Raw genomic sequence first — 20,622 nt, 5'->3', positions numbered from 1 at the left:
CGGCGCCCCGGACCGGCCTCAGCCGACCAGGTCCAGCACCGGCCGCAGCCCGTCCGGCCGTTCGGCCGCCGGCAGATGGTCCACGAGGTGCACACCACAGCCCAGCGCCGCCGCCCCGCCGTCCGCCCGCCGGTTGTCGCCCACCATCAGCGTCGTCCGCGGATCGACCCCGAGCGCCTCGCAGGCCGTCTCGAACAGCCGCGGGTGCGGCTTCTGGACCCCGTGCTCGTACGACAGCACGTACGCGTCGACGAACGGGTCCAGGCCGTGCTCGCGGAACACCGGCCTCAGGTCCCAGCCGATGTTGCTCACCACACCCACGGGGATCCCGCGCTCGCGCAGCGCGCTCAGCACGAGAAGGGCGTCCGGATACGGGGCCCAGGCGGCCGGGGTCCGGTGCCGCTCGTACAGGGCGTCGTGCAGGGCCGGGTCCGGCAGCGGCACCTGACGGGAGAGCCCGGTGTACGCGGCCCGGTGCAGCTCGGCGCTCTCGTCCCGCACCCGCCACAGCCCGGCCAGCTCCCCGGGCACGCGCACCGGGGGCGCCCCGCCCGGCAGCGCGCCGGCCGCCTCCAGGGCCTGCGCCGTGGCGCGCAACTCCGCCTCGGGCAGCTCGACGCCCGCGGCGTCGAGCACGGCACGCAGCCAGGACTCGGCCGACTCGATACGGAAGAGGGTCCCGGAGAAGTCGAACAGCACGGCGGCGGTCATGGACCGGATCCTACGAATGCCCCGGGTCCACGTTCCACGCGTGCGGAAGTCCGGCGTCGCAGAACACACAGACGAAGACGCCCTCGCGGACCACGTTGTCCTGCAGGCAGCGCGCGCAGCGCCGGAAGACCAGCGCGTGCGTGAAGCCGCCGGGGCGTGCGACGCCGGCGCGGTCCAGGGCGGCGGCGACCGCCGGCCAGGAGTCGGGGTCGGGACAATAACCGGTGGACTGGTTGCTGACCTCGCTCACCTCCCAGCCGTGGTCCGTGCGGCGGAACCGATCTCGCCCGCGCCCAGGGCCTGTCTGGCGATTCCCGTCTGCATCGCGGCGCCATGCACGCACTCTCGCCGCACCGGGCACAGCCCCGAGTACACCCGGTACGAGGGTCTGCGCCCGGCACGCCGAGAGCACGCACCTGACGCCGCGGTGCCGCCCTCCGGGCGACGACGGGAATCGTCAGACGGGCCCTGGGACGTCGCCGCCGCCCGCGCAGGCCACGTGCTCGCTCCGGCGATGCGCGAGCCGCAGGAGACCGTCCGGTCCGACGACGAAGGTGAACGTCTCCTCCGGCCTCTGTGCCCCGGGCGCCCGCCCCTCGGTCCCCTGCTCGGCCGCCCACGCGTCGAGGTCCGCGGCGCCGCGGACCACCCGCCCTCCGGCGCCCGGCGCGACCGCCCGCCGTACCTCCTCCGGCCCGACGTAGCGGTACCGCCGGCCCGGCGCTCTCACGGCCGCCAGCGCAGATGGGCCGCGATCGCCAGCGCCACCACCGCCGTCCCCATGAGCCAGCCGCCGACGACGTCCGAGGGCCAGTGGACGCCCAGCCACACCCGGGTCAGCCCGACACCCACCACGGAGACGACGGCCACCGCAACCGCCGTACGCCACACGACGCGAGCGACTCCGTGGCGGTACAGGAGCCACAGCAGGAGGCCGAGGACCACCGTCGCCGTGAGGGCGTGGCCGGAGGGGAAGGCCGCGTAGTGGGCCGAGTCGACGGGATCGGGCCAGACGGGGCGGGCGCGGTCGACCGCGGCCTTCAGGCCCTGCTGCAGGAGCGTGCCCACGGCCGACGTGGTGACCAGCCATGCCGCCGTCCACCACGCCGAGCGCCGCCACACCAGCCATACGGCGACCGCCGCGCACAGCAGGCGCATCGTCAGCGGGTCCCACACCCAGTCGGTGAGGATGCGGAAGGCCTGGGTGACGTCCGGGTCGGCGACGGCCCAGCGGTGGGTCGTGCGCGAGACGTCGCCGTCGACGGACATGAGGGGATGCCACTCGGCCCAGACCAGGATCAGCAGCAGCAGGGAGCACAGCCCCAGGGCGAGACCGGTGCGAGCGGCCGTGCGGCAGGGCGACGGAGCGGGCGGGGAGTCGACGGTCGGGTTGTGCATGCAGTGATCCTTGCCGATGTGCGGCGTCCGAAGCCAACTCGGGGCGGAGTTCCGGCCTCGGGTCACTCAGCCGAGCGCCCGCAACCCCGGCACCAGCGTCACCAGCACCGGGATCACCGGCGCGAGTGCGGCAGCCGCCGTCAACCGCAGTCGGCGGGCCGCCGTGAGCCGGTCCGGGGGAGTGAGCAGGCGGTGCACGCGCTGCGGCACGTACGCCTGCGGGGTGGGGGAAGGGCCGAACACGCCCCGGTCCTCGTTGAGCTCCACCAGGGCGAGCGCGGTCGTCAGCCGGCCGAAGCGGCGGGAGGCCGTGTCGTCGGCGGCGAGTTCGACCAGCCGGTGCATCTCGTCACGGAACGCGGCGAACACCGGCACCTGCGGGAACCCGTTGGCCAGCGCGGACGAGCAGTGCAGCAGCCAGTCGTGCCGCGCCCGGGCGTGCCCCTGCTCGTGCGCCAGGACCGCATCCAGCTGACGCCCCTTCAGACGGTGCAACGCGGCGGTCGTGACCACCAGCCGGGGTGCCCCGCCCGCCAGCCACCAGGCGTCGGGCCGCTCGCCCTCCAGCACCACGAGCCGTCCGGTCGCGGGCTCCTCGCCCGGCAACAGGGGGGCGCGCAGCCGCAGATCGGCCCGCCGGCGCCGACGCCGGGCACGGGCCCGGGAGATCTCCCGCATCAGCATCGCCCCGCTCCACACCCCGGCGCTCGCGAGCGCCACCGCGGTCGCCGCCGCCCAGGGGCCCGCCGCGCCCAGCGCATAGGCCTCCACGACCGCGCGCGGGGCCGGGGCGAAGACAGGACCGCGCACCTCGTGCCAGGCCGCCGCAGCGCTGAGCGTCATCGACAGCGCACAGCACAGCAGCACCGCCGCCACGACGCACTGCCACGCCCACAGCGCGACCACCGGTTCACGGTCCGGCCAGTCGGCCCGGGCGAGCAGCCGGGGGGCGACGACGGCGGTCAGGGCAGCGAGCAGCAGCAGGACCGCGGGGACCATCATGAACAGCACCCTATGAGCGCCCTACCGCTCGCCGGTACGGCTTGTCACGGCAAAGTGACGCAGGCCACGACCGCCGGTCCGCGCCCGCGGCACGGCGGCTCGAGCCTCACATCGTCAGCAGCATGGCCAGCATCCCGATCCCCATCGACAACCGGCACGCCCGCACCAGTTCGGGCCGGTCGCGCCATGCCGGTGCCGTCCGTCCGCCCGCCGGGGCCACCGGCAGCAGCCGGACCCCGGAGACGAGGACGTATCCGGCGAAGTACAGCAGCAGCACGCCCGTCAGCAGCGGGACGCCCGAGCCGCTGTGGCCGGCGTGGGCGCCGTGCCCGTCGCCGGGAGAGCCGGCCATGACGACCGCCATGTAGACCATGGCCGCGGCCCCCACCAGATGGTGCAGGTGGTGGACGCCGGTGCGGGCCGCCCACAGGGCCGGCAGCGCGGCCGCGCCGAACACCGCGGCGTACACCGGCCAGGCCCACTCCGGCGGGGTGAACGCCGCCGCGGGCACCGCCATCGCCGCCATGCCGAAACCCATGAGCGCCTCGCCGCCGGCGGCCCGGCGCTGTTCCTCGTCCGCGCCGCGCATCCGCAGCAGGCAGTAGGCGCCGGTCGCCGCACACAGCGCGACCAGCAGCCAGCCGGGCGAAGCCGGTCCGTGCACGCGCACCTCCCCGCTCGACGGTCGGTCGAGGATGCGATGCCCGGGACACGCGGAGCGCACGCGAGCGCAAGGGTGTACACGGGGAGCGTTCGGCGGAGCGCGGCAGGTGAGCGGCGACGGGTGGGCGGAGGAGTGGAGTGGCGACCCGCACACCGACGGAACTATTTCACTAGTAAAACACCTGCTAAGTTGGTGGATATGAGTAGTGCGACCCGTTTCCCGCTCGCCGGTGCCCTGCGCCTCGGCCGGCCCTCCGCCATCTGGTACAAGCCCGCGCTCAGCGTGGTCGTCGCGGTCGCCCCGCCGAACCTGATCCTGCTGGCGCTCGGCCGCCTGGACCTGGCGATGTACACGATGGCCGGATCCCTGTGCGCCCTGTACGCCCACAACCGCCCCTACGCGGCCCGGGCCCGGGCCCTGGCCTGGGTGGTGCTCGGCATGACCGGGGGACTGGCCGCCGCCCTGCTCGCGGCCTCCCTCACCGCGAACGCCGTCATCCTCGTCACCGTCGGCGCCCTGCTCGCCGCCGCCCAGAAGACGCTCTGCGACGCCACGCGCATCGGCCCGCCGGGCAACGTCGTCCTGACCTTCATCACCTCCGCGTCGCTGTTCGTCCCGCAGACCCTCGGGCAGGTGCCCGGCCACCTGGCCCTGGCCCTCGCCGCGGGCGCCTGGGCATGGCTCGTCGGCATGGCGCCGGGGCTGCTGCGTCCGCACGGCCCGGAGCGGCGGGCCGTCGCCCAGGCCCTGAACGCGGCCGCCGCCCACGCCGCCGCCCAGGGCACCGGCGACGGGCGCACCCGAACCCGTGCCGCTGCGGCCGCCGCCGTGCACGCCGCCTGGCAGACCCTTCTGTCGGCCCGCGCCGGGGAGACCACCCGTGCCCTGGAACGGCTCGTGATCTGCGCCGAGGTGGCCCTCGCCGCCCCCACCGACACCGACCCGGCACGCCTGCTCGGCTGGGCGCGCGCCCTGCGGGGCACCGGACCGGTGCCCCGCCCCGACGACCTCCCCGAGGACGACGAACTCCTCGGCGTCGACGTCGGACGCGCCACCGGCCAGCCGCCGTTGTGGCGCCGGCTCGGCCCGCTCACCCCGCTCGCCGTGCGCACCGCCCTCGGCTGCGCCCTCGCCGGCTACGCGTCCCTCGTGCTCGGCATCGGCCGTCCCTACTGGGCTCTGGTCACCGCCGCCTCCCTCTACCAGGCGAACGTCACCCTCACCTGGAGCCGCGGCGTCCAGCGCGTCGTCGGCAACCTCGTCGGCGTCCTCGCCTTCGCCGTGATCGTCCCGCTCGCCCACCTCCACCAGGCGGCCCTGGTCCTGGTCTGCCTCGCCCTCAACTTCGGCGCCGAGGCGCTGATCGGGCGCAACTACTGGCTCGGCAGCGTCTGCGTGACCCCGATGGCCCTGCTGATCACCGAGTTCACCCGCTTCCAGGACCCGGGCGAGCTGATCACCGAGCGGGTCGTGGACACGCTCGTCGGCGCCCTGGTCGGCTTCGCCGCCGCGGTCGTCGTCACCAACCGCCGCGCCGGCGACCACCTCGGACACGCCCTCACGGCCGTCGAACGCGCCCGCGAGCACGCCGCCCGGCTGCTGGCCGAGCCGTGTCCCGCCACCGGCGCCCTGGAGTCCGCCCGCCGTGGTCTCGCCGCCGCCCTGGTCGACCTGCGCGCCGCGGCCGACGCCGCGTCCGGCGAGTGGTGGCAGCGGGCGCTGCCCGAGGAGCGGGTCGTCGCTGCCGAACAGTCCGGACACCGTACGCTCGCCGCGACGGTACGGCGCCAGGGACTTCTCCCGGCCCGGCACACGAGCACGAAAGCGGAGGGCGTACGGCGATGACGGGGACGCAGGGACGACCGGTCGGCGGGGACGGCGGCGACGGCGGTGCGCGGCGACGGTCCACCGACCCCGGGGACCCGGCCCGGGGCGACACGGTCGCCGCGGTCGTGGGGCAGTGGCGGACCGTCCGTCCCGACCTCGACACCGCCCCCATGGAGATCATCGGCCGCGTGAACCGCTGTGCCGCCCTCCTCCAGCAGGCCGAGGACGCCCCGCTGCGCCGGGCGGGCCTGAGCCGCCCCGAGTTCGACCTGCTGGGCGCCCTGCGCCGCACCGGCCGCGAACTGACCCCGAGCGAGCTGGCCCGCGAGACCTTCTCCTCGGGCGCCGCGGTCACCAAGCGCCTCAAGCAGCTGACCGAGCGCGGCCTCGTGGAACGCCGCGGCGACACCCGTGACCGCCGTGTCGCCCACGTCCGCCTCACCGACGCCGGCCGCGACCTGGTCGACGGGATCCTGCCCGAGCAGCTCGCCTACGAGGGCGCCGCGCTGTCCGCGCTCGACGCGGACCGGCAGGCGGAACTCGCGGTCCTGCTCGGCGAGCTGCTGAGCCGGCTGGAGGGCCACATGCGGCCGGTGCGGGCCTGACGCCCGCGGGCCGGCCGACGCCCGGGGCCGAGCGGTCCGACGGCCGTGCGACGGATCACCGGTCGCCCGGCCTACCGCTCGTCACCGGCCCGGTACACGCCGAACACCGCGCCCTGCGGGTCCCGGAGCACGGCGATCCGCGGGCCGTCCGGCACCGTGGTCGGCTCCATGAGCGCCGTGCCGCCCGCCTGCCCGGCCGTCGCCGCGGTGGCGTCGACGTCGGCCACGGCGAAGTACGGCAGCCAGTGCGGCGGCACCTCGGGCGGGAACTTGTCGTCCATCGTGATCATGCCGCCGAAGTCGGCGCCGCCGACGCCCCACTGCGTGTAGTGCTCCGAGGTGCTCACGGTCCAGCCGAACACCGTCGTGTAGAAGGCCTCCGCCCGCTCGGGCTCGCGCGACATCAGCTCCACCCAGCCCAGTGAGCCCGGCGTGTTGAAGAGGCCCGCCCCCGGGAAGGTCCGTGCCTGCCAGAGCTGGAAGGCGGCGCCGCCCGGGTCCAGGGCGACCACGAACCGGCCCATGTCGAACACGTCCATCGGCCCGACCAGCACCTTGCCCCCGGCCTCGTCGACCAGCCGGGCGCTGACATCGGCGTCGGACACCGCGAACGACACGTTCCAGGCGACGGGCTGCGCCTCCTGGTACAGCGGGCTCAGCGCGGCGACGGCCGCGTCACGCAGGTGCGCCACGGTGTAGCCGCCCGCCTCCTGGCGTGGATCCGTCTCGCATCGCCAGCCGAACAGTTCCGTGTAGAACCGCTGGGCCGCCGCCAGGTCACTGGTGCCCAGCTCGACCCAGCAGGGTCCGCCGGGCACGGGCGCGTCGAGCTTCATGGCGTTCCTTCCGGAGAAAGCACCCCCTCCAGCACGCTAAGCCCGCCTCACCTCCCCGGCATCCGCTGTGCCTCAGATTCCCGGCCGGTACCGCAGCGGATGGTCCGCCGGCACCTCCACCAGCACGATCGGGGTGCCGTCCGGGTCCGTGATCCACATCTCGAGCAGCCCCCAGGGCTCCCTCACCGGCGGCCGGACGATCTCGACGCCCTTCGCGCGCAGCTCTTCGTGGGCCGCCGCCGCGTCGGGAACCTGCACCCAGAGCCGCACGGCAGGGTCCGGCGGCTGCTGCGAACGCCCCGAGAGCTCCAGGAAGCCCCCGCCGAGGAAGTAGACGGTGCCCCGCTCGGTCCCGGTCCCGAACTCGCGGTAGACGGCGAGGCCCAACTGCTCGCCGTAGAAGGCGCGGGAGCGCTCGGGGTCGGTGGGGCGCAGGAGGATCCGGCTGCTGAGTACATGCACCATGCATCGGGAGCGTAGGGGAGGGTTAGGCTCGGCGATGCATCAGCCGCGCCGGAGACCGGAGACCCCCGCATGGACGCCACCGCCGTCGACCTCACCTTCCGTGACGCCACCGAAGACGACGTGGACGCGCTCGTCGCGCTCGTCGAGTCGGCCTACCGCGGGGAGTCCAGCCGGGCCGGGTGGACCACGGAGGCGGACATCCTCGAGGGGCAGCGGACCGACCCCGAGGGCGTCCTCGACGTCATCAGGTCGCCTGCGGGGCGGTTGCTCACCGCCGAGCGGGGAGGCCGGCTCGTCGCCTGCTGCCAGCTCGAACACCGTGGCGACCACGCCTACTTCGGCATGTTCGCGGTCAGCCCCACGGCACAGGGCGGCGGCCTGGGCAGGACGGTGCTGGCGATGGCCGAGCGCCTGGCCCGCGAGAGCTGGGGCGTCACCGAGATGCACATGACGGTGATCTCGGTGCGCGACGACCTCATCGCCTGGTACGAGCGCCGGGGTTACCGCCGCACGGGACGGATGACCCCCTTCCCGTACGGCGACGAGCGCTTCGGCATCCCCCAGCGGGACGACCTCCGCTTCGAGCTGCTGGTCAAGCCTTTGGCGTAGCAGGACTCACGCCGTGAAGCGGCCGGTGCGCTTGATCTCCGGGTGGTCGGTGGTCGCGCCGTCCAGCTCCAGGGCCCGCACCAGCCGCAGGTGGTCCGGTGTGTTCACCACCCAGCCGATGATCCGCAGGCCGCGCTCGCGGGCGTGCTCGGCGATCTCCAGAGTGAGCCGGCGGATGTTCAGGCACACGGTCGCGGCACCGATCGCGACGGCCCGGTCCACGATGTCGAGGCCGTAGCGGCTGCCGATGAGCGCCGTGCGCACCCCCGGCACCAGCCGGGCGATCTCGGCGACGGCCTCGTCGTGGAACGACGACACCTCCACCCGCTCCACGAGGTTCCGCTTGTGCATCACCTCGGCGAGCGCCCGAGCCGCCTGCACGTCCTTGATCTCGGCCTGGAGCGGCAGCGACACCGCCTCCAGGACCTCGTCGAAGACCGGCACCCGCTCCCCGCGCCCGGCGTCCAGGGCGCGCAGCTCGGCGAGCGTGAGGTCCGCGATCGGCCCGCTCCCGTCGGTCGTACGGTCCACGTCCGCGTCGTGCATGACCACGAGCGCGCCGTCCTTGCTCAGATGCAGATCGAGTTCCACGACGTCGAGGCCGGCGTGCTCGGCGGCGACGAACGACCGGAGGGTGTTCTCGGGCTCGACGCCCATGATTCCGCGGTGACCGATGGTGAGGAGGTTCAAGACTCGGGTCCTTCCGTCGACGGCGGCGCAGGAAGAGCCCGCAGCCTAGTGGCCCCGGGCCGACATGGACATGTGTGTGCACCGCCGGTTCCTCTACCCCGGAGCCCGTCGCGAAAGTCGTCGCCCGCCGGATGGCGAACAGGAAAAAACGCGGTGACCATGGAGGTGTGCAGGATAATTTTCGGATGATCCTCTTGCTGGAGGAAACCCCGTATGCATACGGTGTCCTTACGCGAGGTTCTCCCGTGGAGGATGGGACATGACGGAAATTCTTGTGCAGGTGGGTACGGAGGACCAGGTTCCTCCCGCGGCCAGGGTGGTGGAGCATCCGGCGTGGCCCGTGCTCAAGGATGCCGTGGAGCGGATCCGCCCCTGGCAGTCGAAGGACGGGTCGATCGACTTCACCTCCGAGGGCGCCCCGGAGCGTGCCGACGCCGAGCAGGCGGTCCGCCGCGTCACCGGGGCGGTCGAGGAGCTCTCCCCGCTGCTCCCGCACGACGCGGACTACCACCGCGCCCTGGTGCGGGACCTGCGCCGCTGGGCCGAGGGCGGCTTCGAGGTGCCGGACTTCCTGGACTCGCTGCTGGCCTTCCAGCCCGCCGCGCACCGCGCCGACGGCCTCCAGCACCTGGTCGTCTTCCCGATGTACACGCAGAACGGCAACCCCGACCGCAACCTCGAGGCGGTCGTGCTGCGCATGGTCTGGCCCGAGTGGCTGGCCGAGCTGGAGCGCACCCGCTACGACAACCCGCTGTTCTGCGGCATCAAGTTCGAGGACTTCACGGCCGGCTACGACACCAACTCCGCCGTCCTCTTCCCCGAGACCATCGCCGTGCGCGAGGCCCCCGAGCGGTTCACCTGGGGCGGCATCTTCTGCGACCGCGAGGCGGCCCGCTTCCGCCGCGTCACCGCCGCCGCCGTCGACATCCTGGGCCTGGAGCTGCCCGAGGACATCGCCGCCATGGTCCACGACCAGAAGCGCTGCGAGGAGGCCTTCGTCCTGTGGGACATGGTCCACGACCGCACCCACAGCCACGGCGACCTGCCCTTCGACCCGTTCATGATCAAGCAGCGACAGCCGTTCTGGATGTACGGCCTGGAGGAGCTGCGCTGCGACCTCACCGCCTTCAAGGAGGCCGTGAAGCTGGAGGCCGACGGCGTCCCGCAGGCCCGTGACGTGCAGTACGCGGTGCTCTTCGACCGCATGTTCCGCTTCCCCGTCACCGGCGAGCGGGTGCGCAACTACGACGGCCTCGGCGGGCAGCTCCTCTTCGCCTACCTCCACAAGCACGACGTCGTGCGCTGGACCGACAACAAGCTGTCCATCGACTGGCAGCGCGCCGCGCAGGTCACCAACGAGCTGTGCGCCGAGATCGAGAAGCTCTACCGCGACGGCATCGACCGCCCGAAGCTCGTGCACTGGTTCGCCGGGTACGAGCTGGTCTCCACCTACCTCGCCCCGCACCCGGGCTCCAGGTGGGCCAAGGGCCCCGACGCCCTGGACCTGACCCAGCCGCCGCGCAAGCTCGTCGATGAGGTGCTTCCCGACGAGTTTCCGCTGAGCATGTTCTATGAGGCACTGTCCAAGAAGCTGAAGAACGTGATCGCCTCCACCAAGGGCATCACGGCGGACAGCGCCGAGCGGGTCGCCGCGTGAGCGATCTCCGTACCGGGAACACGGCTCAGCAGGAGGCGAAGAAGATGGGGAACGGACCTCTCAGCGGTGCGGTGATCGCGGTGGCCGGCGCGGGCGGACCCGCCGGCCGGGCGGCGCTGCTCCGGCTCGCCGAGGCGGGCGCGACCGTCGCCGCCGCGGACAACGACCCCGAGCGCCTGGCGGAGGCCGTCGACGCCGCCCGCTACGCGGCAGGCGGCGCCACCGTCACCGGCGAGCCGGTCGACCTGCTCGACCTGCAGTCCACCCGCGACTGGGCCGCCCACATCGAGAAGGACTTCGGCCGCGTCGACGGCCTGGTCCACCTCGTCGGCGGCTGGCGCGGCAGCGAGACCTTCATCAAGACGAGCCTGGACGACTGGGACTTCCTGGAACTGCTGCTCATCCGCACCGTGCAGCACACCTCGCTGGCCTTCTTCGAGCCCTTGCAGCGCAGCGACCGCGGACGGTACGTGCTGATCAGTGCCGCCGGCGCGACGAAGCCGACCGCCGGCAACGCCTCGTACGCCGCCGCCAAGGCCGCCGCCGAGGCCTGGACGCTCGCGCTGGCCGACGCCTTCCGCAAGGCCGGGGGCGCCGAGGGGCCGACCTCCGCGGCTGCCATCCTGGTGGTGAAGGCCCTGGTGCACGACGCGATGCGCGCCGAGCGCCCCAACGCGAAGTTCGCGGGCTTCACCGACGTCAAGGACCTGGCCGAGGCCATCACCGAAGTCTGGGAGAAGCCCGCCGCCGAAGTGAACGGACACCGTCTGTGGCTCACCGAGAAGCCGTGAACCCGCCCAAGACCGATGCTCGCCGCCACCACGACCCGCAGATCCGCGGTTTCGCCAGCGACAACTACGCCGGGGCCCACCCGGAGGTGATGGCCGCCCTGGCCGTGGCCAACGGCGGCCACCAGGTCGCGTACGGCGAGGACGAGTACACCGAGAACCTCCAGCGGATCATCCGCAGCCACTTCGGGCCCACCGCGGAGGCCTTCCCGGTGTTCAACGGCACCGGCGCCAACGTCGTCGCCCTCCAGGCGGTCACCGACCGCTGGGGGGCGGTGATCTGCGCCGAGAGCGCCCACATCAACGTCGACGAGGGCGGCGCCCCCGAGCGGATGGCCGGCCTGAAGCTGCTGACCGTGCCCACGCCCGACGGCAAGCTCACCCCCGAGCTGATCGACCGCCAGGCCTGGGGCTGGGAGGACGAGCACCGCGCGATGCCGCAGGTCGTCTCGATCACCCAGAGCACGGAACTCGGCACGCTGTACACGCCGGAGGAGATCCGCGCGATCTGCGACCACGCCCACGCGCGCGGCATGAAGGTCCACCTCGACGGCTCCCGGATAGCCAACGCGGCGGCCTCCCTGGACGTGCCGATGCGGACGTTCACCAACGCGGTCGGCGTCGACCTCCTCTCCCTGGGCGGCACGAAGAACGGCGCCCTCTTCGGCGAGGCCGTCGTCGTCCTCAACCAGGACGCCGTCCGCCACATGAAGCACCTGCGCAAGCTGTCCATGCAGCTCGCCTCCAAGATGCGCTTCGTGTCGGTGCAGTTGGAGGCACTGCTCGCCAAGGACCTCTGGCTGCGCAACGCCCGCCATGCCAACGAGATGGCCCAGCGGCTGGCCGAGGGTGTGCGGGCCGTGCACGGCGTCGAGATCCTCTACCCGGTCCAGGCCAACGGCGTCTTCGCCCGGCTCCCGCACGACGTGAGCGTGCGGCTGCAGAAGCGGTTCCGGTTCTACTTCTGGGACGAGGCCGCCGGCGTGGTCCGCTGGATGTGCGCCTTCGACACGACGGAGGACGACGTGGACGCGTTCGTGGCGGCGCTGAAGGAGGAGATGGCGCGCCAGTAACGGCCCACGCTATGCATAGGTATGCGGTCGCCTGAAAAGTAATTGACTGGCGGGTGATCGCGTTCCTATGCTCTCCAGGCATGGAGCTGATCCAGGAGAACCCCGACCTGTCCGCCTATCTGGCCGCCGACGAGGTCATCGACCATCACCATCCACGGGTCCGGGACACCGCCTCGCGTCTCGCCAAGGACGCGGAAGACTCGTATGCCTATGCGCGACTGGCCTACGAGTTCGTGCGCGACACCATCCCCCACTCGCAGGACTCCGGGGACCTGCGCGTCACCTGGCGCGCCTCGGACGTGCTCGAGCAGCGGACGGGCATCTGCTACGCCAAGGCCCACGCGCTGGCCGCGCTGCTGCGGGCCGAGGACATCCCGACCGCGCTGTGCTACCAGAAATTCGACGTGCTCCACGGACTGGTCGCCGTCCGCTTCAACGGCGCCTGGCACCGGCAGGACCCCCGCGGCAACAAGCCGGGCGTGAACGCCCGCTTCTCCCTGGACGGCGAAGAACTGGCCTTCACGCCCGACCCCGAGGCCGGCGAGCTGGACCACCCCGTGCTGTACGCGGCACCCCACCCCTCCGTGCTGAACGCGCTGCGGGCCGCCCCCGACCGGCCGTACCTCTGGAAGACGCTCCCCACCGCCTTCTGACCACCCCCGCACCCCCGACCGGCCCGGACGCGGGGGCGCGGAAGGGCGGGCGTCAGCGGGACTCGGAAGCCCGGACCTGCTCGGGCGTCGGCGCCGTGCCGCCCAGGTGGGCCGGCATCCACCAGGTGTCGTTCGCGTCCTTGGGACGCACCGGGTAGGCACGCTGGGCGGCCTCCAGGAGCTCCTGGACGCGCTCGCGCAGCTGCCGGGTGATCGCGCCCGCGTACTTGTCGCGGGAGGCCTCGATCGCCTCGCCGACCCGGATGGTGATCGGGATGTGGCTGCGCTTGAAGTTGCGCGGGTGGCCCTTCGTCCACAGACGCTGGGTGCCCCAGACCGCCATCGGGATCAGCGGGACGCCCGCCTCCTGGGCCAGCCGGGCGGCGCCCGACTTGAAGCTCTTCAGCGTGAACGACTCGGAGATCGTGGCCTCCGGGAAGACCCCGACGACCTCGCCGGAGCGCAGCGAGTCCAGGGCGTGCGCGTACGCCGCCTCGCCCTGCTTGCGGTCCACGGGGATGTGCTTCATCCCGCGCATCAGCGGACCGGAGACCCTGTGCCGGAAGACGGACTCCTTCGCCATGAACCGCACGAGCCGCTTCTGCGGGAGCGCGGCCAGGCCGTTGAAGACGAAGTCGAGGTAGCTGATGTGATTGCTCACCAGCACGGCTCCGCCCGAGCGCGGGATGTTCTCCGACCCCTTGCAGTCGATCTTGAGGTCCCAGACCTTGAACAGCGTCTGGGCGAGGCCGACGACGGGACGGTAGACGAGCTCTGCCATGGGCGGGGCGGACCCTTCCTACTCTCTGCCGCGGAAGGACTCCCGACGGCAAAGTTACGCAGCCGTAGGTTTACGGCATCTCGCAGATCGTGCCCGAAGAACGGCCGGGTAGCCAGCCCTGGTGCCGCCGAGCCGCGAGATTCTCGTCACGTCGTACCTCGATGTACCTACGCTTCGGGCTCACCTTCACTCCGCCCGTACCGACATCCGCCGTACGAGCAGGTACATCTCGCACCCCACGCAGTACCCGAACGCGGCGTTGAGGAACGCGGCCGCGAGCGCCGCCCCGGTCGCCGCGAGCCCCAGCCGGTCGGCGCACAGCGTGAAACCGGCCCCAGCCGTAGGGCGAGCGCCCGACACCCCCGCGCCGAGTGCGAACACCAGCGTCCGTCAGGCCGGCAGCCAGGCATTCTGTGTGATCAGCGCCACCGCCAGGACGACGCCGTCACGACCGCCCGGAACCGCGGCCCCCGCACATCGATCTCCATGAATCAAGCATTCCGCAGCGGACGGACGCGAGGGAGGCGGGAATCATTGCGGTCTCATGAACGCTGGTGCGGGTGATGACCGGACTCTTGGTGTGCGTGCGGTGCTCGCGGCGGCGAGCGCCTGCGGAGTGCCGCACCGGAAGCGAAGTGGGAGGGTGCGCGTGCGCGGGCGCGACGAAGGACAGCGGCTCGGGGCGGACCGGCTGGGCGCCGAACTCGGTGAGCGCGCCACGCTCGTGCAGTTCTCGAGCGCCTTCTGCGCCCCCTGCCGGGCGACGCGCCGGATCCTCGGGGACGTCGCCGGCATGGTCCCCGGCGTGACGCACGTGGAGATCGACGCGGAGGCCCGGCTCGACCTCGTCCGTGAACTCGGCATCCTCAAGACCCCGACCGTCCTGGTCCTGGACGCCGACGGTCATGTCGTCCGCCGGGCCGGCGGCCTGCCCCGGAAGGCGGACGTCATCGCGGCCCTGGGGGAGGCGGTGTGAGGTGCCTCCCGGAGAGTGTGAGGTGTCTCCCGGATGCCGGGACGCACTTGACCGCGCCCGACGCCTATCGTCAGTCTGACCTTATGCCTGAGGAACTCCTTCTCCACGGACGGGTCCACGTCGACCTCGTGCGTACCGCGAGCGCGCGCTGTCCAGGTCGTTGAGCAACCACGGACACCCACGCCACTCCTCGCAGAAGGACGACTCGATGACGGCCGCGCCCGGCCTCCGCACCCCTCACCTCGCCTCCCCGGACCTGCTCCGCTCCGTCTTCCGCCGCCACGCGGCCGGAGTGGCCGTGATCACGGCGTCCGGCGAGGCCGGCCCGGTCGGCTTCACCGCCACCTCCCTCACCTCGGTTTCCGCCGAGCCCCCGTTGCTGTCGTTCGGCGTCGGCACTGGCGCCTCCAGCTGGCCGGCGCTCTCCCGGGCCGACCACGTCGGCGTGCACATACTCGGCGAGCACCAGCAGGAGCTGGCCGCCACCTTCGCCCGCAGCGGCGCCGACCGGTTCGGCGCCCCGACGGCGTGGCGGGAGGGGCCGGAGGGCGTGCCCGTCCTCGACGACGTGCTCGCCTGGCTGGTGTGCCGGGTCGTCACGCGCGTTCCCGCGGGGGACCACCGCATCGTGCTGGCCGAGGTCGTCGTCGGTGACCCGGCCGGTGCGGGCCGTCCGCTGCTCTACCACCAGGGCCGGTTCACGGCTCTGCGTGATTGATCACTGCACCCCTCTCCTGCGGAACGGTCGGATTCCGATTACGCTGCGTTGCAGAGGTCACAGTTCAAAGCGCTTGCTTAGTGGGAACGAACTGGGTGTACTGACGAGTAATATTTCGGTCGGAGCGCAGACCGCCCCGACCGGGATCGGCCGCTTGTGGCGCCTATGCTGCCTGCAAGAAGGCAGCCGAGAACTGACGATGCAGTAGGAGAGCCGGCGTGAGCTTGAGGATCGTTGTCACTGTGAAGTACGTGCCCGACGCCACTGGCGACCGGCACTTCGCCGATGACCTGACCGTCGACCGGGACGACGTGGACGGTCTGCTCTCCGAGCTCGACGAGTACGCCGTCGAGCAGGCGCTGCAGATCTCCGAGAACTCCGACGACGACGTGGAGATCACCGTCCTGACGGTGGGCCCCGAGGACGCCAAGGACGCGCTGCGCAAGGCGCTGTCCATGGGCGCCGACAAGGCCATCCACGTCGAGGACGACGATCTGCACGGCACCGACGCCATCGGCACCTCCCTGGTGCTGGCCAAGGCGATCGAGAAGGCCGGGTACGACCTGGTCATCTCCGGCATGGCCTCCACCGACGGCACCATGGGCGTCGTCCCCGCGCTGGTGGCCGAGCGCCTGGGCGTCCCGCAGGTCACCCTGCTCTCCGAGGTCTCCGTCGAGGACGGCACCGTCAAGGGCCGCCGCGACGGCGACACCGCCTCCGAGCAGCTCGAGGCCTCCCTGCCGGCCGTGGTGTCGGTCACCGACCAGTCGGGCGAGGCGCGCTACCCCTCCTTCAAGGGCATCATGGCCGCCAAGAAGAAGCCGGTGGAGTCCTGGGACCTGTCCGACCTCGACATCGAGGCCGAGGAGGTCGGCCTCGAGGGCGCCTGGACCAAGGTCGACTCCGCTGCCGAGCGCCCGGCCCGCACCGCCGGCACGATCGTCAAGGACGAGGGCGAGGGCGGCAAGCAGCTCGCTGAGTTCCTCGCGAGCCAGAAGTTCATCTGAGGCTCGACACGCTGACCGCCCCTCAAGTTTCGTACGCAGGAGAGCAATCCCATGGCTGAAGTCCTCGTCTACGTCGACCACGTGGACGGCGCCGTCCGCAAGCCCACTCTGGAGCTGCTGACGCTGGCCCGCCGCATCGGCGAGCCGGTCGCCGTCGCCCTCGGCTCCGGTGCCGAGAACACCGCCCCCACGCTCGCCGAGCACGGCGCGGTGAAGGTCCTCACGCACGACGCGTCCGAGTACGCCGACTACCTGGTCGTACCGAAGGTGGACGCGCTGCAGGCCGCCTACGAGGCCGTCTCCCCGGCCGCCGTGCTGGTGTCCTCCTCCGCGGAGGGCAAGGAGATCGCCGCGCGTCTGGCGCTGCGCATCGGCTCGGGCATCATCACCGACGCCGTCGACCTGGAGGCCGGCGACGAGGGTCCGGTGGCCACCCAGTCGGTGTTCGCCGCGTCCTTCACCACCAAGTCGCGGGTCTCCAAGGGCACCCCGGTCATCACCGTGAAGCCGAACTCGGCCGCGGTGGAGGCCGCTCCGGCCGCCGGTGCGGTCGAGGCGCTGAGCGTGTCCTTCGGCGAGCTCGCCACCGGCACCAAGGTCACCGGCCGCACCCCGCGTGAGTCGACGGGCCGTCCGGAGCTGACCGAGGCCGCGATCGTGGTCTCCGGTGGCCGTGGCGTCAACGGCGCGGAGAACTTCGCGATCATCGAGGCGCTCGCCGACTCCCTCGGCGCGGCCGTCGGCGCCTCGCGCGCCGCGGTGGACGCGGGCTGGTACCCGCACACCAACCAGGTCGGCCAGACCGGCAAGTCCGTCTCGCCGCAGCTGTACATCGCCAACGGCATCTCCGGCGCGATCCAGCACCGCGCCGGCATGCAGACCTCGAAGACGATCGTCGCGGTCAACAAGGACCCCGAGGCCCCGATCTTCGACCTGGTCGACTACGGCGTCGTCGGCGACCTGTTCGACGTCGTCCCGCAGCTCACCGAGGAGATCAAGGCCCGCAAGGGCTGATCGTCCGATCGGCAGCCCGGCTGTCCGAGGCCCCCGCGACCACACCGGTCGCGGGGGCCTCGCTCGTCCCCGGCTCACAGGCTCAGGGAGACCTGCACGGGCAGATGGTCGCTCGGGTACTGGCCGTTCACCGAGAACGTGTCGACCCGCGCCCGGTGGACCGTGACGAACGGGCTCGCCAGGATCCAGTCGATGCGGTCGCCGCCCGGCCGGGGTTCCCGGTAGCCGTGGTACGTCCCGTACGCCGCGCCGCGCCGCCGTGCGGCGTCCCAGGTGTCGACCAGACCGGCGTTCAGTAAGCCGGCGTGCACCGCGTCGCGGTGGGCCACGGCGTTGAAGTCGCCGGTCACCAGCATCGGCAGGGCGCGGTCGAACCGCGCGAGCCGTGAGGCGATCAGGGAGACGGAGCGCAGGCGCGCGTACCGGCTCCTGTTGTCGAGGTGGGTGTTGAAGACGCAGAACTCCCGCCCGCCGGCGCGCAGGTCGCGGAAGCGCACCCAGGTGACCATGCGGGGATGGGCCGCTCCCCAGGTGTTGGAGCCGGGCACCCCGGGCGTGTCGGAGAGCCAGAAGTGGGCGTGTTCGACCGGGGTGAGCCGGCGGGTGTCGTAGAAGACGGTCATCGACTCGTCGTCGCCGCCTCCGCGGCCGGTGCCGATCCGGTCGTAGTGGGGTCCGAGGTCGGCCTCGATGTCGCGCACCTGCGACGAGCGGCCCTCCTGGCTGCCGATGACGTGCGGCGCCGCCGCGCGCAACAGGGCGCGGGTGACCGGCCGGCGGGCGGCCCAGCTGTGAGGCTCCTTGGCGCTCGCGAAGCGGAGGTTGAACGTCATGACCTCCAGGGGCGGGACGGGGCCCGCCCGGCCCGGGGTCTCTCCGGGGGCCCCGGCCCTGGAGGAGGCGCGGACCGTAGCGAGCACGGGGACCGCGACGGCGGCCGCCACCACGGTTCTCAGTCCCGTACGACGTCTGATCCACCCGGCGCCCGCCATGTGCACCCTCCCCTCGTGAGCCAGGATGAAGGGGCGAACCGGCGTGCGGAAGGGGGCCTGGGAGACAGAAGGGGACCAGGGCGTGGACAGGGTGTTGACCGGCCCGAAGATCCACGGATAGCTTCGTTCTACGGATTGTTGATTCCGCTGAGCGGAAAACAGGAGGGTGCGGGATGGGTCAGGGCCAGCAGGAGACCGCGACGACGAGCCTCGCGGGCGCCGTGAGCGAGGAGATCAGCGCCTCCCTCGCCCCGGTCGACGCCGAACTCGAGCGCCGCTACCCCGGCGACCCCGGCACCCGCCAGCCCGTCCACACCGTCTACGTCCCCGGCGACGCCTTCACCGCCGACACCCTGCGCTCCTGGGGCGACCGTGCCCTGGCGGCCCTCGACGAGCACGCACCGGACGCCGCCTCCTTCGCCGCCGTCCTGGGCCTCTCCGACGAGCTGGCCGAACCGGTGTACACGCGCGTGCGGGCCAAGCTGGAGCGCGAGCCGATCGAGGACCTGCGCGTCGACTTCGAGGACGGCTACGGCCCCCGCCCCGACGCCGAGGAGGACGAGACGGCCGCCCGGGCCGCCCGGCTGATCGCCGACGCCTACGCGAAGGGCACGGCCGCCCCGTACATGGGCATACGCATGAAGTGCATGGAAGCCGCCGTCCGCGACCGGGGCATCCGCACCCTCGACATCTTCCTCACCGGTCTGCTGGAGGCCGGCGGTCTGCCGGACGGACTCGTGCTGACCCTGCCGAAGGTGACCTACCCCGAGCAGGTCACCGCGATGGTCCGGCTCCTGGAGGCCTTCGAGAAGGCGCGCGGGCTCGCACCCGGCCGGCTCGGCTTCGAGATCCAGATCGAGACCAGCCAGGCCATCCTCGCCACCGACGGCACCGCCACCGTCGCCCGTATGATCCAGGCCGCCCGGGGCCGCGCCACGGGCCTGCACTACGGCACCTTCGACTACAGCGCCTGCCTCGGCGTCTCCGCGGCCTACCAGGCCAGCGACCACCCGGCCGCCGACCACGCCAAGGCGGTCATGCAGGTCGCGGCGGCCGGCACCGGCGTTCGTGTCTCCGACGGCTCCACCAACGTCCTGCCGGTCGGCCCCACGCAGAAGGTGCACGACGCCTGGCGCCTGCACTACGGCCTCACGCGCCGCGCCCTCGCCCGCGCCTACTACCAGGGCTGGGACATGCACCCCGGCCACATCCCGACCCGGTACGCGGCCGTCTTCGCCTTCTACCGCGAGGGGTTCGCCCAGGCCGCCGAGCGACTGTCCCGCTACGCCAGCCGGGCCGGCGGCGACGTGATGGACGAGCCGGCCACCGCCAAGGCCCTCAGCGGCTATCTGCTCCGCGGTCTGGACTGCGGGGCCCTCGACCTCGCCGAGGTGACCGGGGCGACCGGTCTGACCCGCGCCGCCCTCGAGGGCTTCGCGGCGCCCCGCCGAGGCGACCTGACGGCCTCCACGCAGTAGGCGGACGCCGGCCCGGGTCACCCGCCCGACCGCCGGGGCCGGCGCCACGGCGGGCCGGCCCATGCGCACCGACCCCGGCGGCAGCCGGGGCCTCGACGACTGCTTCACCCGGGAGGTCGTGCCCAGCCCGAGCGGCGTGACACACCACCTCTTCTGGCGCAAGTGACCGGTTCTCAGGGCAGCCCCGGCCGGCTGTCTCGCCTCCGGGGCCGCCCTGAGTCGGGCCAACGCGTCACGCCTCGGTCGGTCGGCCTACCTTGGCGGAGTTGTCGGGGAAGGTGTACGGGGTGGTGATGATCTCCATCCCGTGCCCCGCCGGATCCATGAAGTACAGGCCACGGCCGCCGTGGTGGTGGTTGATCTCACCTGGCTGCCTGCCGTGCGGATCGGCGTAGTACGTGATCCCCGCCTGCCTGATCCGGTCGAACGCCGCGTCGAACTCCTCGTCGGAGACGAGGAACGCGTAGTGCTGCATGACGATCGACTCCGCCGGGATGGTGGCGAAGTCCAGGGTGACTCCGTTGCTGGTGCCGACCGGAACGAACGGGCCCCATTCGGCCCCGACTTCGAGTCCCAGGATGTGGGCCAGGAACTCGGCGGACTCCCGGTTGTCGTGGGAGTGGACGATGGTGTGGTTCAGCTCGACTGACATGTGTGGAATGCCTCCGTAAGGCAATC

At 72.5% G+C, this 20,622-nt stretch carries 23 protein-coding genes and 3 pseudogenes; 13 read left to right on the top strand and 13 right to left on the bottom strand.

Features of this window, described 5'->3' with window-relative positions; genetic code table 11:
- Positions 1 to 18 precede the first annotated feature (18 nt).
- The 6 genes from ACIHAR_RS26085 to ACIHAR_RS26060 all read right to left on the bottom strand — a co-directional run bounded on the left by ACIHAR_RS26085 (position 19) and on the right by ACIHAR_RS26060 (position 3,775).
- Positions 19 to 711 (bottom strand): HAD family hydrolase, encoded by a 693-nt coding sequence (locus tag ACIHAR_RS26085; protein WP_400022195.1) that lies wholly within the window; start codon positions 709 to 711, stop codon positions 19 to 21.
- Between the two features lie 10 nt (positions 712 to 721).
- Positions 722 to 961 carry a hypothetical protein gene (locus ACIHAR_RS26080; RefSeq protein ID WP_400022193.1) on the bottom strand — a complete coding sequence of 80 codons (240 nt, stop codon included), beginning with the start codon at positions 959 to 961 and terminating at the stop codon, positions 722 to 724.
- A gap of 207 nt (positions 962 to 1,168) precedes the next feature.
- Entirely contained in the window at positions 1,169 to 1,441 is a 273-nt protein-coding gene (locus ACIHAR_RS26075; RefSeq protein WP_365464587.1) for a hypothetical protein, read from the bottom strand.
- Positions 1,438 to 2,109, bottom strand: coding sequence for a phosphatase PAP2 family protein (locus ACIHAR_RS26070; protein WP_400022191.1), 672 nt, complete (start codon positions 2,107 to 2,109; stop codon positions 1,438 to 1,440). Before ACIHAR_RS26070 ends, ACIHAR_RS26075 begins: the two co-directional genes overlap by 4 nt.
- A 66-nt stretch (positions 2,110 to 2,175) precedes the next feature.
- Positions 2,176 to 3,111: a M56 family metallopeptidase gene (locus tag ACIHAR_RS26065; RefSeq protein WP_400022189.1), complete on the bottom strand. Its 936-nt coding sequence runs from the start codon at positions 3,109 to 3,111 to the stop codon at positions 2,176 to 2,178.
- A gap of 106 nt (positions 3,112 to 3,217) precedes the next feature.
- Complete coding sequence (locus ACIHAR_RS26060) at positions 3,218 to 3,775, bottom strand: DUF5134 domain-containing protein (RefSeq protein WP_365464581.1); 558 nt, start codon at positions 3,773 to 3,775, stop codon at positions 3,218 to 3,220.
- A gap of 198 nt (positions 3,776 to 3,973) precedes the next feature.
- On the opposite strand from ACIHAR_RS26060, the gene ACIHAR_RS26055 reads away from it, so the two are divergent.
- Positions 3,974 to 5,620, top strand: a complete 1,647-nt coding sequence (locus ACIHAR_RS26055; protein ID WP_400022186.1) for an FUSC family protein — start codon at positions 3,974 to 3,976, stop codon at positions 5,618 to 5,620.
- Entirely contained in the window at positions 5,617 to 6,207 is a 591-nt protein-coding gene (locus tag ACIHAR_RS26050; RefSeq protein ID WP_400022184.1) for a MarR family winged helix-turn-helix transcriptional regulator, read from the top strand. The genes ACIHAR_RS26055 and ACIHAR_RS26050 overlap by 4 nt, the downstream gene beginning before the upstream one ends.
- 71 nt (positions 6,208 to 6,278) lie before the next feature.
- Here the strand turns inward: ACIHAR_RS26050 and ACIHAR_RS26045 are convergent, their stop codons facing one another.
- Positions 6,279 to 7,043, bottom strand: coding sequence for a VOC family protein (locus tag ACIHAR_RS26045; RefSeq protein ID WP_365464572.1), 765 nt, complete (start codon positions 7,041 to 7,043; stop codon positions 6,279 to 6,281).
- 72 nt (positions 7,044 to 7,115) lie between these two features.
- Positions 7,116 to 7,508 carry a VOC family protein gene (locus ACIHAR_RS26040; protein WP_365464569.1) on the bottom strand — a complete coding sequence of 131 codons (393 nt, stop codon included), beginning with the start codon at positions 7,506 to 7,508 and terminating at the stop codon, positions 7,116 to 7,118.
- Between the two features lie 69 nt (positions 7,509 to 7,577).
- Here ACIHAR_RS26040 and ACIHAR_RS26035 point away from each other — a divergent pair, with 69 nt between their 5' ends.
- Positions 7,578 to 8,117, top strand: coding sequence for a GNAT family N-acetyltransferase (locus ACIHAR_RS26035; protein WP_365464566.1), 540 nt, complete (start codon positions 7,578 to 7,580; stop codon positions 8,115 to 8,117).
- A 6-nt stretch (positions 8,118 to 8,123) separates the two neighbouring features.
- On the opposite strand, the gene ACIHAR_RS26030 is transcribed toward ACIHAR_RS26035, so the two are convergent.
- Entirely contained in the window at positions 8,124 to 8,807 is a 684-nt protein-coding gene (locus ACIHAR_RS26030; protein ID WP_400022181.1) for a glycerophosphodiester phosphodiesterase, read from the bottom strand.
- A 259-nt stretch (positions 8,808 to 9,066) separates the two neighbouring features.
- Between ACIHAR_RS26030 and ACIHAR_RS26025 the strand changes: the two genes are divergently transcribed.
- The 4 genes from ACIHAR_RS26025 to ACIHAR_RS26010 all read left to right on the top strand — a co-directional run bounded on the left by ACIHAR_RS26025 (position 9,067) and on the right by ACIHAR_RS26010 (position 12,978).
- Positions 9,067 to 10,464, top strand: a complete 1,398-nt coding sequence (locus tag ACIHAR_RS26025; RefSeq protein WP_400022179.1) for a DUF6421 family protein — start codon at positions 9,067 to 9,069, stop codon at positions 10,462 to 10,464.
- Positions 10,465 to 10,508: 44 nt separating this feature from the next.
- On the top strand, positions 10,509 to 11,255 hold the full coding sequence (locus tag ACIHAR_RS26020; RefSeq protein WP_365464558.1) for an SDR family NAD(P)-dependent oxidoreductase: 747 nt from the start codon (positions 10,509 to 10,511) through the stop codon (positions 11,253 to 11,255).
- Positions 11,252 to 12,325 carry a low specificity L-threonine aldolase gene (locus ACIHAR_RS26015; RefSeq protein WP_365464555.1) on the top strand — a complete coding sequence of 358 codons (1,074 nt, stop codon included), beginning with the start codon at positions 11,252 to 11,254 and terminating at the stop codon, positions 12,323 to 12,325. The genes ACIHAR_RS26020 and ACIHAR_RS26015 overlap by 4 nt, the downstream gene beginning before the upstream one ends.
- Positions 12,326 to 12,405: 80 nt before the next feature.
- Complete coding sequence (locus ACIHAR_RS26010; protein ID WP_365464552.1) at positions 12,406 to 12,978, top strand: transglutaminase domain-containing protein; 573 nt, start codon at positions 12,406 to 12,408, stop codon at positions 12,976 to 12,978.
- Between the two features lie 52 nt (positions 12,979 to 13,030).
- On the opposite strand, the gene ACIHAR_RS26005 is transcribed toward ACIHAR_RS26010, so the two are convergent.
- On the bottom strand, positions 13,031 to 13,759 hold the full coding sequence (locus ACIHAR_RS26005) for a lysophospholipid acyltransferase family protein (RefSeq protein WP_365464549.1): 729 nt from the start codon (positions 13,757 to 13,759) through the stop codon (positions 13,031 to 13,033).
- A gap of 186 nt (positions 13,760 to 13,945) precedes the next feature.
- Positions 13,946 to 14,247: pseudogene (locus tag ACIHAR_RS26000) on the bottom strand (DUF4395 family protein).
- Between the two features lie 75 nt (positions 14,248 to 14,322).
- On the opposite strand from ACIHAR_RS26000, the pseudogene ACIHAR_RS25995 reads away from it, so the two are divergent.
- The 4 genes and pseudogenes from ACIHAR_RS25995 to ACIHAR_RS25980 all read left to right on the top strand — a co-directional run bounded on the left by ACIHAR_RS25995 (position 14,323) and on the right by ACIHAR_RS25980 (position 17,474).
- Positions 14,323 to 14,735, top strand: a pseudogene (locus ACIHAR_RS25995) (TlpA family protein disulfide reductase).
- 208 nt (positions 14,736 to 14,943) lie between these two features.
- Positions 14,944 to 15,453 (top strand): flavin reductase family protein, encoded by a 510-nt coding sequence (locus ACIHAR_RS25990; protein ID WP_400022175.1) that lies wholly within the window; start codon positions 14,944 to 14,946, stop codon positions 15,451 to 15,453.
- Positions 15,454 to 15,671: 218 nt separating this feature from the next.
- Positions 15,672 to 16,460 (top strand): electron transfer flavoprotein subunit beta/FixA family protein, encoded by a 789-nt coding sequence (locus ACIHAR_RS25985; RefSeq protein ID WP_365464543.1) that lies wholly within the window; start codon positions 15,672 to 15,674, stop codon positions 16,458 to 16,460.
- A gap of 51 nt (positions 16,461 to 16,511) precedes the next feature.
- Positions 16,512 to 17,474, top strand: a complete 963-nt coding sequence (locus tag ACIHAR_RS25980) for an electron transfer flavoprotein subunit alpha/FixB family protein (protein ID WP_365464540.1) — start codon at positions 16,512 to 16,514, stop codon at positions 17,472 to 17,474.
- A gap of 74 nt (positions 17,475 to 17,548) precedes the next feature.
- On the opposite strand, the gene ACIHAR_RS25975 is transcribed toward ACIHAR_RS25980, so the two are convergent.
- A complete protein-coding gene (locus ACIHAR_RS25975; protein WP_400022172.1) occupies positions 17,549 to 18,466 on the bottom strand; it encodes an endonuclease/exonuclease/phosphatase family protein in 918 nt (305 codons plus the stop codon).
- 173 nt (positions 18,467 to 18,639) lie between these two features.
- Here ACIHAR_RS25975 and ACIHAR_RS25970 point away from each other — a divergent pair, with 173 nt between their 5' ends.
- Both ACIHAR_RS25970 and ACIHAR_RS25965 read left to right on the top strand, forming a co-directional pair.
- The gene (locus ACIHAR_RS25970; RefSeq protein WP_365464534.1) at positions 18,640 to 19,944 is read left to right on the top strand and encodes a DUF6986 family protein; all 1,305 of its coding nucleotides are present in this window, start codon (positions 18,640 to 18,642) and stop codon (positions 19,942 to 19,944) included.
- Between the two features lie 31 nt (positions 19,945 to 19,975).
- Positions 19,976 to 20,059, top strand: a pseudogene (locus ACIHAR_RS25965) (deaminase); the annotation flags it as partial.
- Positions 20,060 to 20,176: 117 nt separating this feature from the next.
- Here the strand turns inward: ACIHAR_RS25965 and ACIHAR_RS25960 are convergent.
- Complete coding sequence (locus ACIHAR_RS25960; protein ID WP_400022170.1) at positions 20,177 to 20,596, bottom strand: VOC family protein; 420 nt, start codon at positions 20,594 to 20,596, stop codon at positions 20,177 to 20,179.
- Between the last annotated feature and the right edge of the window lie 26 nt (positions 20,597 to 20,622).

The sequence above is a fragment of the Streptomyces sp. NPDC052016 genome (assembly GCF_044548445.1).
Lineage (GTDB): Bacteria > Actinomycetota > Actinomycetes > Streptomycetales > Streptomycetaceae > Streptomyces.
Note: the sequence above shows the minus strand (reverse complement) of the source record. Positions and strands in the feature narration are given on the sequence as shown.

Excerpts from the sequence above, each read along its gene's own strand:
- ACIHAR_RS26085 (WP_400022195.1), bottom strand. The coding sequence starts at position 711 with ATGACCGCCGCCGTGCTGTTCGACTTCTCCGGGACCCTCTTCCGTATC.
- ACIHAR_RS26070 (WP_400022191.1), bottom strand. The coding sequence starts at position 2,109 with ATGCACAACCCGACCGTCGACTCCCCGCCCGCTCCGTCGCCCTGCCGC.
- ACIHAR_RS26065 (WP_400022189.1), bottom strand. The coding sequence starts at position 3,111 with ATGATGGTCCCCGCGGTCCTGCTGCTGCTCGCTGCCCTGACCGCCGTC.
- ACIHAR_RS26055 (WP_400022186.1), top strand. The coding sequence starts at position 3,974 with ATGAGTAGTGCGACCCGTTTCCCGCTCGCCGGTGCCCTGCGCCTCGGC.
- ACIHAR_RS26050 (WP_400022184.1), top strand. The coding sequence starts at position 5,617 with ATGACGGGGACGCAGGGACGACCGGTCGGCGGGGACGGCGGCGACGGC.
- ACIHAR_RS26045 (WP_365464572.1), bottom strand. The coding sequence starts at position 7,043 with ATGAAGCTCGACGCGCCCGTGCCCGGCGGACCCTGCTGGGTCGAGCTG.
- ACIHAR_RS26040 (WP_365464569.1), bottom strand. The coding sequence starts at position 7,508 with ATGGTGCATGTACTCAGCAGCCGGATCCTCCTGCGCCCCACCGACCCC.
- ACIHAR_RS26035 (WP_365464566.1), top strand. The coding sequence starts at position 7,578 with ATGGACGCCACCGCCGTCGACCTCACCTTCCGTGACGCCACCGAAGAC.
- ACIHAR_RS26025 (WP_400022179.1), top strand. The coding sequence starts at position 9,067 with ATGACGGAAATTCTTGTGCAGGTGGGTACGGAGGACCAGGTTCCTCCC.
- ACIHAR_RS26020 (WP_365464558.1), top strand. The coding sequence starts at position 10,509 with ATGGGGAACGGACCTCTCAGCGGTGCGGTGATCGCGGTGGCCGGCGCG.
- ACIHAR_RS26010 (WP_365464552.1), top strand. The coding sequence starts at position 12,406 with ATGGAGCTGATCCAGGAGAACCCCGACCTGTCCGCCTATCTGGCCGCC.
- ACIHAR_RS26005 (WP_365464549.1), bottom strand. The coding sequence starts at position 13,759 with ATGGCAGAGCTCGTCTACCGTCCCGTCGTCGGCCTCGCCCAGACGCTG.
- ACIHAR_RS25990 (WP_400022175.1), top strand. The coding sequence starts at position 14,944 with ATGACGGCCGCGCCCGGCCTCCGCACCCCTCACCTCGCCTCCCCGGAC.
- ACIHAR_RS25980 (WP_365464540.1), top strand. The coding sequence starts at position 16,512 with ATGGCTGAAGTCCTCGTCTACGTCGACCACGTGGACGGCGCCGTCCGC.
- ACIHAR_RS25975 (WP_400022172.1), bottom strand. The coding sequence starts at position 18,466 with ATGGCGGGCGCCGGGTGGATCAGACGTCGTACGGGACTGAGAACCGTG.
- ACIHAR_RS25970 (WP_365464534.1), top strand. The coding sequence starts at position 18,640 with ATGGGTCAGGGCCAGCAGGAGACCGCGACGACGAGCCTCGCGGGCGCC.
- ACIHAR_RS25960 (WP_400022170.1), bottom strand. The coding sequence starts at position 20,596 with ATGTCAGTCGAGCTGAACCACACCATCGTCCACTCCCACGACAACCGG.